Here is an 8,541-nt window from a genome sequence, read left to right on the forward strand (position 1 = left end):
CCGGTGTGTTTCATCCTGAGCAAACACGCGCGGGCAACGGCGAATACGAAGCGGCGCGCCGCTGGATGACGCTCGAAGCGAACGCCGCGATCGAAGGCGCATTTGCGGGCGGCGCTACGCAGGTGTGGGTCAACGATTCGCACGGCGGCTTTCGCAATCTGCTGCCCGACCTGCTCGATCCGCGCGCGCGGATCGTGCTCGGCAAACCGCGCACGCTCGGCATGGTGGCCGGGCTCGAATACGGCGCGGCGCTCGTCTTTATGATCGGCTATCACGCGAAGGCGCAAACGCACGGAATCCTCGCGCATACGATCAACAGCTTCGCGTTCGCGCGCGTCGCGTTCAATGGCGTCGAACTCGGCGAGGCGGGCTTGTACGGCGCGCTCGCCGAGGAATATGGCGCACGTGTCGCGCTTTTATCCGGCGACGATGTGTTCGTCGAGGAGACCGCGCCGCGCTTTCCGGGCGCGCGGTTCGTCGTCACGAAGGACGCGAGCGGGCATGCGAGCGGTGTCACGCAGTCGCTCGCGAATGTGCGCGCGGCCCTTCACGATGCAGCGCGCGACGTGGTGCGCGAGCATCTCGACGCGGGCCGCGCGGCTACAGCCACGCGCACGCCGGCGCAACCGATCGACTGCGAACTGCGGGTGCAGACGAGCGGGCTTGCCGATCTGTTCTGCCAATGGCCGGCGCTGACGCGAGTGGATGGCGTGACGCTGCGCTTTAGCGCGGCGTCGGCCGAGCATGCGGTGCGGATGCTGAACTGCCTGTCGGCGATGTCGTTCATGCTGCGTTGAGCAGCCGGCGGCGCTGGCTTCTGCTTAGCCGGCTGCTGCGGCGAATCTACTGCTGCCGGCTCAACTCACGCGCCGCGCGATCGATCGCATCGGCGACCGCGCTCGCATGCGCGACCGGCGCGAGATGGCTCGACGCGACCGGCACGATCTTCGCGCCGATCCGCTCGGCGATCGCTTTCTGCAACGCGGGCGATACCGCGCGGTCTTTCGTCGTCAGCAAGTACCACGACGGCTTGTCTTTCCAGCCCACCTGGTCGACCGGTTCGTTGAACGCCTTCGCCGCGATCGGCACCTGCGCGGCGGCCAGCACGCGCGTGACGGTCTCCGGCACATCGGCCGCGAGGTCCGCACGGTAGTGCGCGCGGTCGAGCCACAGAAAGCCGTTGGAGTCCGTGCTAATGCTGTCGCCAGCCGGCATCGGCGCGGCCTGCTTCATCACGTCCATCGCCGATTGGTGCAGCTCGGGCGCGAGCGCCGCAACGTACACGAGCCCGGCGACATTCGGCGCATTCGCCGCGACCTCGGTAATCACCACGCCGCCCCATGAATGGCCGACTAGCAGCACCGGACCGCTCTCGCGCGCGAGCACGCGACGGGTCGCGGCGACATCGTCGGCGAGCGAGGTGAGCGGGTTCTGCACCGAGCTCACGTGATAGCCCTTGCGCTGCAGTTTCGCTACCACGCCATTCCAGCTGGAGCCATCGACGAACGCGCCGTGCACCAGCACGATATTGCGCACCGGGCCCGTTAGCGGCGCGGCAGGGGGCTTGCTGGGCGTCGAGGAGACAGCGGGCGCTGACGGCGCGCTCGCTTCGGCGGTTGGTGGGCTTGCCGATTCGTTCGCCGCTGGCTCGGTCGCCGGCGCCGGCGCGGATGCCGCGGCGGCGGCGGGAGCAGTTTGTGCAAGCGCCGTCGCGCCCGCGAAACAGAGGCACAGGACGGCGCCGCAAAGCAGACGTTCACGCAGCATGTGAGCCTCCATCGGCTGACAGTTCGACTACGGAAACATACCGAAGCGCTATTCCGCTGACAATCACAATCCACGCGCTTAAGTGCGCGGCAGAACCAAAGCGGCTCGCTACGAATGTCTAACGAATAGCAGGGCGGCTAAAATTATCAGTTTTGCCGGCCGGCCAAGCATGCGGACCGGTGGTCGATTTCCAGACAGCAGGGCGCCATGAACAGTGCACAGCAGCAACCGGGCCTCAAGCGCGGGCTCAAAAACCGCCACATCCAACTGATCGCGCTGGGCGGCGCGATCGGCACGGGTCTCTTTCTCGGCTCGGCGAGCGTGTTGCAGGCGGCCGGTCCGTCGATGATTCTCGGCTACGCGATCGGCGGGGTGATCGCGTTCATGATCATGCGGCAACTCGGTGAGATGGTCGCTCAGGAGCCGGTCGCCGGGTCGTTCAGCCACTTCGCGTACAAATACTGGGGCGACTTTCCGGGCTTCCTGTCGGGCTGGAACTACTGGGTGTTGTATGTGCTCGTGAGCATGGCCGAGCTGACCGCGGTCGGCACGTATGTGCATTACTGGTGGCCCGGCGTGCCGACGTGGGTGTCGGCGCTGGTGTGCTTCGCGATCGTCAACGCGATCAATCTCGCTAACGTGAAGGCCTACGGTGAAACCGAGTTCTGGTTCGCGATCGTCAAGGTCGTCGCGGTGATCGGCATGATTGTGTTCGGCGGCTATCTGCTGATTAGCGGCCACGGTGGTCCGCAGGCGTCGGTCGCGAACCTGTGGAGCCACGGCGGCTTTTTCCCGCACGGCTTTCACGGGCTCTTCATGATGCTCGCGGTGATCATGTTCTCGTTCGGCGGGCTCGAACTGATCGGCATCACGGCAGCCGAAGCCGCCGAGCCGCAAAAGAGCATCCCGAAAGCGGTCAACCAGGTGATCCTGCGCATTTTGCTTTTTTATATCTGCTCGCTGGCGGTGCTGCTGTCGCTGTATCCGTGGAACGAGGTGGCGGCGGGCGGCAGCCCGTTCGTCATGATCTTCTCGCAGATCGGCTCGACGCTGACCGCCAACGTGCTCAACGTGGTGGTGCTGACCGCCGCGCTGTCGGTGTACAACAGCGGCGTGTATGCGAATAGCCGCATGCTGTACGGTCTGGCGGAGCAAGGCAACGCGCCGCGCGCGCTGATGAAGGTCGATCGGCGCGGCGTGCCGTACATGGCGATTGGTTTATCCGCGCTCGCGACGTTCGGGTGCGTGGTCATCAACTACGTGATGCCGGCCGACGCGCTCGGGCTGTTGATGTCGCTGGTGGTTGCCGCGCTGGTGCTGAACTGGGCGCTGATCAGCCTCACGCATCTGAAGTCGCGCAAGGCGATGGTAGCTGCCGGCGAAACGCTGGTGTTCCGCTCGTTCTGGTTCCCGCTGAGCAATTGGATCTGCCTCGCGTTCATGGCGCTGATCCTCGTGATTCTCGCGATGACGCCGGGGCTGTCGGTGTCGGTATGGCTCGTGCCCGTGTGGCTGGTGATGATGTGGGCCGGGTATCTGATCAAGCGGCGTCGCGAGGGTATGCGGCGTGGTGCCGAGGTGGCGGGGCGTTAGACCGCCAGCCATGACAAACCGGTCGGGCAGTGCGGACCGACGGGTTCGAGCAGATACTTGATGCTCGTTGGCAGACGATGCGATTCACCGCGGAACGTCGATCGACCAGCCGGGCGGCACGGTCAAGTGATATGAGGCGGCGCTCGCTTGAATTGACCAGGGCTGCTGGATGTCTGCCGCGAATCGTTCGCCGGACGCGAGCAGAATCAGCACAATCAGAATGACCGAGACCGGCTTAAGCCGTGCGTTCCTCGCGTAGACGATTGACAGCGTCAAAGCCCACAGCATGAAAATGCCCCACGGGTACCGGTAGCGCGCGCCATATCCGTACCAGACGATCGGCATGACCGGAGCGGTTCGCGTGACACCGAGACCCCATAGAAGAACGCTAAAGCAAAAACAGGCTTACAAACACCAGCCGCGCACGCGAAACAACGCACAAGGCAATCACCAGCACGGCAAACAGATAGCCGGCTGTGGTCGAGCTGATCGCCGTTGGGAGGAAGTCCGCGAACATCGCGCGAATCATCCAGCCTAGCCAGGGCAGATCGTGCACCCCTTTGGGCGTTTGCGGATGGCGTAGCATGACGATCGTCTGCAGCGCAACGGCAACGAAATACGTGGCGACGACCCGCCAGTTTATCTGCGCAGCCCTCGATCGAAGTCGGCGCAGCGCGATGGCTATCGCGACAGCGGGCACGAGGAGAACGCCGAACGGTCCGGTCAGTGCCAGCAATCCGACTACCATCGCGCGCGGTAGGGAGCGACGGTTCTCGCCTTCGAATACTGCTTCCCACAGCAGCACGAAGAGCGCCGGTAGTAGCACCCATTGCAGATTGGTGATCGAGAGCAGCACTTCGCCATTCTGAGGCGCGAGGACGGGCGCAAGACCCATGAAGATGGCCGCGAGCGGCGTGACCTGACGCAGAGCGAACGCAATGTACGCGCATGCGGCTGACATCAGCGCCGCGCAGCACCACACGAAAAAGTAGGGCGTTGCGCCGAACGGCAACACAACGCGTTGCGTCTCGGCATTCAGTCGAGGTATTAGATGCAAATAACCGGCGTAATTTGTGACGATGGCGCGAACGCCCAACTGATGCGCCTGTTGAATGAAGATCGGAGCGTCTTCGGCCCACAGAAATCCATGTTCAAGTCTGATAGCTGCACGGCACCAGATAACGAAGAAAGCGAGCAGAAAGACTACTGCGGCCCGCGCGCGAGGGTTGGTTGTATTCATGGCAGCGACAATATCTAAGTGCCTTTGGGGCGTCCAGTGACGTTGCATCGACGCTTCACGCGTATCGTCGCGTGGTCGATGGCAGCCGGGGTTGGGCGGAACGAGGCTCGAGATTGAAAAGATGCGACGTGATGACGATCGTGGTTTGTAGCTGAACCTGCGCGTTTATTGTGGCCACGGCGATTGTTCAAACATATGGCCCACGAGATTCACCTGGCAACTGACGGCATTGATCGGGAAACGCAGTGACCGAAAATAATTGCGCGTGAAAATCCGCACATTTTCGATCGGCCGGCACTGCGTTTGCAGAAGCGAAAGCAATGACGACGTTAGCTGATCAATAGGCACCCATGCTGACGCGGGTACTCTTTGTCAAACAGACAGCGCAGCGGTGGCAAGAGACGAGGATGGACCGCCGAACCGCGGGCTATGCCCGGGTTGCTAGCCGCACTTCGCTATGAACATAGCTGGCGTGTGGGGAAGGGATGCAACGGAAATGCGCGCTGACGAACTAGCGATGATTCTTTCGCGCGAGACTTGGCTAAAGAAACCGTGGTGCCCAGGGCCGGAATCGAACCGGCACGCCTTGCGGCGGGGGATTTTGAGTCCCCTGCGTCTACCAATTTCACCACCTGGGCAGATTCTGCGTGAATTGCAGAAGCCGCAGATTATGGCCGAAAATCGATCGGCGAGCAAGCTGATGGCTTGGGCTCATCGCCCCGATCGGTTAAACGGATCGCATGCAAAGGCAGTGGCACAATGCGGGGTCTGGCAACGCGCTGCCAAAGTTTCAGTTCAGGAACGATGACGTGGATCAACAGATGAGCAGCGGATCGGCAAGCGCTGCGATGAAAGACGCGGGATCGAACCCAGCCACCGCGAAGGGCCAGTCGCCGTTTCGAGTGGCCGGTCACGCGTGCCGCCCCGATTGCGGCGCGTGCTGTATCGCGCCGTCGATTTCGAGTCCGATTCCGGGCATGCCGGATGGCAAGCCCGCGGGCGTGCGCTGCGTGCAACTCGGTGACGATCTGCGTTGCGCAATCTTCGGCCGGCCGGAGCGCCCGGCGTGCTGCTCGGGGCTGCAACCGCAACTCGAGATGTGCGGCGCGAACCGTGGCGAAGCGCTTGCCTGGCTCACGCGGCTCGAGGCTCAAACGCAGCCGCAACCACTGTCTCGTCGCTGACCGTCTCTAGCACATGGCGCGCTGTGATCAACGCGGCCAGCGGGCCAGCCGCAGCGGCAAACTTACGCGAATGCAGATAAAGATGTCCGCAAGGGCTTCCACAGGAGATTCCGCATGACTCGACCCGCAGCGCCCGCCCGGCGCCGCTTTCTGCGCGCCGCGCTGACCGGTTGCAGCGCGCTCGGCATCACCGTGTCGCTCGCGGCCTGCGCGAGCTCGACGTTTCCGTTCATTCCGTCGCACTACACGTTCTCGAAGCAGCAGGTGCAGGAAGCGGTGCAGCGCAAGTTCCCTTATCAGCGCACGGTGTCGCAGGTATTCGACGTCGCGCTGGCCAATCCGGTGGTGGGCTTGCTGCCCGACGTGAATCGCGTATCCGTCAAGCTCGATGTGCGCTTCGCAAGCCCGTTTCTGCAGCAACCGGTCGACGGCGTGTTTACGCTGTCGAGCGAGCTCGCTTACGACCCGGGCAGCCGCTCGGTGATACTGAAATCGCCGAACGTGGACAGCGTCAACGTGAGCGGCCAGGCGCAGGCCTACACGCAGCAGATCAACGCGGCGGCGGCGCTGCTCGCCACGCAATTGCTGACCAACTATCCGATCTACACGTTCAAGCCTGAACAGCTGCAATTCGCCGGCGTGAATTACGAACCCGGTACAATCACCATCCTTACAAACGGCATACGCGTGCAGATCGTCGAAAGGTGACGTGCGCGCGGCCGACAGGGCCGCGCATGTCTGCGTCATTACCGTGAAGGCCCTGTTCATTGCGACAACCTACCGCGATAAGGGGCACCGATGGACTGGCTACTGGCTTGCAAAGCGCTGATTCTTGGCGTCGTCGAGGGTTTGACCGAGTTCTTGCCGGTGTCGAGCACCGGGCATCTGATTGTTGTCGGCAGCCTGCTGAATTTCTCCGACGAGCAGGCGAAAACCTTTGATGTCGTCATCCAACTCGGCGCGATTCTCGCGGTGTGCTGGGAGTTTCGCCGCCGCATTGGCCATGTCGTGGCGGGTTTGCCAAGCCGCCACGACGCGCGCCGCTTCACGATGAACGTAATCATTGCGACGATTCCCGCGATCGTGCTGGGGCTGCTGTTCGAGAAGTCGATCAAGGCGGCGCTGTTTTCGCCGGTACCGGTTGCGCTGGCGCTGGTGCTGGGCGGCGTCGTGATCCTGTGGGCCGAAGCGCGTCAGCGCTCGCACGGCGACGCGGCGGTGAGGGTGCGCAGCGTCGACGATTTGACCGCGCTCGATGCGCTGAAGGTCGGCCTCGCGCAGTGCCTCGCGCTGATTCCGGGCACCTCGCGCTCCGGCGCGACGATTATCGGTGGCATGCTGTTCGGCGTGGAGCGCCGCGTCGCCACCGAGTTCTCGTTCTTTCTTGCGATTCCGATCATCTTCGGCGCGACTGCCTACGAACTATATAAGGATTGGCAACTGCTCACGGTCGATGCGCTCGGCAGTTTCGCGCTCGGTTTCGCGGCGGCGTTTATCAGCGCGTTCATCTGCGTGCGCTGGTTGCTGCGTTACATCGCGTCGCATGACTTCACCGTGTTCGCGTGGTACCGGATCGGCTTTGGTTTGCTGATTCTGCTGATCGGCTATAGCGGCGGGTTGAGCTGGGGAGATTGAGGTTCGCCGCCGGCGGGTTGTTCGTCCAATGAAGAAAGGCCTGCAATTGCAGGCCTTTTTCGCTGGATTGCCGCGGTCGCTTTATGCCGCGCCGCGCTTGCGGAATAGGAGATCCCACACGCCGTGACCGAGCCCCAGACCGCGACGCTCGAATTTCGTCACCGGGCGATAGTCGGGGCGGGGCGCGTAAGTGTCAGCGGTGTTTTCGAGCAGCGGATCGGCGCTGAGCACGTCGAGCATCTGCTCGGCGTAGTTCTGCCAGTCGGTCGCGCAATGCAGATACGCGCCGGGCTTCAGACGGGCGACGAGCTGCGCGACGAACTTCGGCTGGATCAGCCGGCGCTTGTGATGGCGTGCCTTGTGCCACGGGTCCGGAAAGAAGATGTGCACGCCGTCGAGGCTGGCCGGCGCGATCATCTGCTCGAGTACTTCGACCGCGTCGTGCTGGATGATGCGGATATTCGTCAGCGATTGCTCGCCGATCAGCTTCAGCAGCGCACCGACGCCCGGCTCATGAACTTCGACGCCGATGAAATCGTCACCGGGACGCTGCGCGGCGATTTCGGCGGTGGTCGCGCCCATACCGAAACCGATTTCCAGCACTCGCAGCGCGTCGCGGCCGAATACGGCGTTCCAGTCGGGTTGTTGCCGCGCGAAGGGCAGCACGAAGCGCGGTCCGAGTTCGTCGAGCGCACGACGTTGACCGGTCGACACGCGGCCTGCGCGTGTGACAAAACTGCGGATGCGGCGGTGGTGCAGCGTGTCTTCGGCGGGGGCGCCGGGCAGGGCGTCGGCGCGTTCAGTGTCGGCGGCGGAATGGTCCGCGGCTGCCTGGGCGGAGGGCGGGAGTTCGTCCGGCAGGCCGGGGTCATTTGGATCGTGGATCATCGTCGATGCTGCTGCAAGGGTGAGGGCTTTGCGGCCGGCTTGCGGGGCGAGGCCTTGCGCGGTTTGCAAGGTGCGCCGCGTGAGCCATTGGACAACGCGCAGCGCTTTTCTCGCGGGCATTGTCTGGCCGTTGCCACTACAAAAAAGCCGCCTTCGAAGAGGCGGCTCTTGCTGGATTCCGCTGAACACTCAGCTGGAAAGTGGAGCGGGCGATGGGAATCGAACCCACGGCTC

The 8,541-nt window shown here is 63.4% G+C and carries 9 protein-coding genes and 1 tRNA gene; 5 read left to right on the forward strand and 5 right to left on the reverse strand.

The window, feature by feature from the left end:
* Window positions 1–797 (forward strand): M55 family metallopeptidase (locus tag VGH68_RS10545; protein ID WP_331603548.1); only part of this gene is annotated, 797 nt, incomplete at its 5' end.
* Between the two features lie 46 nt (window positions 798–843).
* On the opposite strand, the gene VGH68_RS10550 is transcribed toward VGH68_RS10545, so the two are convergent.
* Entirely contained in the window at window positions 844–1,767 is a 924-nt protein-coding gene (locus VGH68_RS10550; RefSeq protein ID WP_331603550.1) for an alpha/beta hydrolase, read from the reverse strand.
* Window positions 1,768–1,974: 207 nt separating this feature from the next.
* Here VGH68_RS10550 and VGH68_RS10555 point away from each other — a divergent pair, with 207 nt between their 5' ends.
* Entirely contained in the window at window positions 1,975–3,360 is a 1,386-nt protein-coding gene (locus VGH68_RS10555) for an amino acid permease (RefSeq protein WP_331603551.1), read from the forward strand.
* 84 nt (window positions 3,361–3,444) lie between these two features.
* Here the strand turns inward: VGH68_RS10555 and VGH68_RS10560 are convergent, their stop codons facing one another.
* The 3 genes from VGH68_RS10560 to VGH68_RS10570 form a co-directional block, all read right to left on the reverse strand.
* Window positions 3,445–3,705 carry a hypothetical protein gene (locus VGH68_RS10560; RefSeq protein WP_331603552.1) on the reverse strand — a complete coding sequence of 87 codons (261 nt, stop codon included), beginning with the start codon at window positions 3,703–3,705 and terminating at the stop codon, window positions 3,445–3,447.
* A gap of 43 nt (window positions 3,706–3,748) precedes the next feature.
* Window positions 3,749–4,600 (reverse strand): hypothetical protein, encoded by an 852-nt coding sequence (locus tag VGH68_RS10565; protein WP_331603553.1) that lies wholly within the window; start codon window positions 4,598–4,600, stop codon window positions 3,749–3,751.
* A 553-nt stretch (window positions 4,601–5,153) separates the two neighbouring features.
* Window positions 5,154–5,238 (reverse strand) — tRNA-Leu (locus VGH68_RS10570).
* A gap of 210 nt (window positions 5,239–5,448) precedes the next feature.
* On the opposite strand from VGH68_RS10570, the gene VGH68_RS10575 reads away from it, so the two are divergent.
* From VGH68_RS10575 to VGH68_RS10585, 3 genes are all read left to right on the forward strand, one after another.
* A complete protein-coding gene (locus VGH68_RS10575) occupies window positions 5,449–5,784 on the forward strand; it encodes a YkgJ family cysteine cluster protein (protein WP_331603557.1) in 336 nt (111 codons plus the stop codon).
* Window positions 5,785–5,898: 114 nt separating this feature from the next.
* Window positions 5,899–6,492 carry a DUF1439 domain-containing protein gene (locus VGH68_RS10580; RefSeq protein ID WP_331603555.1) on the forward strand — a complete coding sequence of 198 codons (594 nt, stop codon included), beginning with the start codon at window positions 5,899–5,901 and terminating at the stop codon, window positions 6,490–6,492.
* Between the two features lie 90 nt (window positions 6,493–6,582).
* The gene (locus VGH68_RS10585) at window positions 6,583–7,419 is read left to right on the forward strand and encodes an undecaprenyl-diphosphate phosphatase (RefSeq protein ID WP_331603556.1); all 837 of its coding nucleotides are present in this window, start codon (window positions 6,583–6,585) and stop codon (window positions 7,417–7,419) included.
* An 81-nt stretch (window positions 7,420–7,500) separates the two neighbouring features.
* Here the strand turns inward: VGH68_RS10585 and trmB are convergent, their stop codons facing one another.
* Window positions 7,501–8,307 carry a tRNA (guanosine(46)-N7)-methyltransferase TrmB gene (trmB, locus tag VGH68_RS10590; protein ID WP_331603558.1) on the reverse strand — a complete coding sequence of 269 codons (807 nt, stop codon included), beginning with the start codon at window positions 8,305–8,307 and terminating at the stop codon, window positions 7,501–7,503.
* Between the last annotated feature and the right edge of the window lie 234 nt (window positions 8,308–8,541).

The sequence above is a fragment of the Paraburkholderia sp. genome (assembly GCF_036488505.1).
GTDB lineage: Bacteria > Pseudomonadota > Gammaproteobacteria > Burkholderiales > Burkholderiaceae > Paraburkholderia.

What these genes read in the sequence shown, in the direction of transcription:
- trmB (WP_331603558.1), bottom strand. Translation starts at nt 8,307, where the DNA reads ATGATCCACGATCCAAATGACCCCGGCCTGCCGGACGAACTCCCGCCC.
- VGH68_RS10560 (WP_331603552.1), bottom strand. Translation starts at nt 3,705, where the DNA reads ATGCCGATCGTCTGGTACGGATATGGCGCGCGCTACCGGTACCCGTGG.
- VGH68_RS10575 (WP_331603557.1), top strand. Translation starts at nt 5,449, where the DNA reads ATGAAAGACGCGGGATCGAACCCAGCCACCGCGAAGGGCCAGTCGCCG.
- VGH68_RS10565 (WP_331603553.1), bottom strand. Translation starts at nt 4,600, where the DNA reads ATGAATACAACCAACCCTCGCGCGCGGGCCGCAGTAGTCTTTCTGCTC.
- VGH68_RS10550 (WP_331603550.1), bottom strand. Translation starts at nt 1,767, where the DNA reads ATGCTGCGTGAACGTCTGCTTTGCGGCGCCGTCCTGTGCCTCTGTTTC.
- VGH68_RS10585 (WP_331603556.1), top strand. Translation starts at nt 6,583, where the DNA reads ATGGACTGGCTACTGGCTTGCAAAGCGCTGATTCTTGGCGTCGTCGAG.
- VGH68_RS10555 (WP_331603551.1), top strand. Translation starts at nt 1,975, where the DNA reads ATGAACAGTGCACAGCAGCAACCGGGCCTCAAGCGCGGGCTCAAAAAC.
- VGH68_RS10580 (WP_331603555.1), top strand. Translation starts at nt 5,899, where the DNA reads ATGACTCGACCCGCAGCGCCCGCCCGGCGCCGCTTTCTGCGCGCCGCG.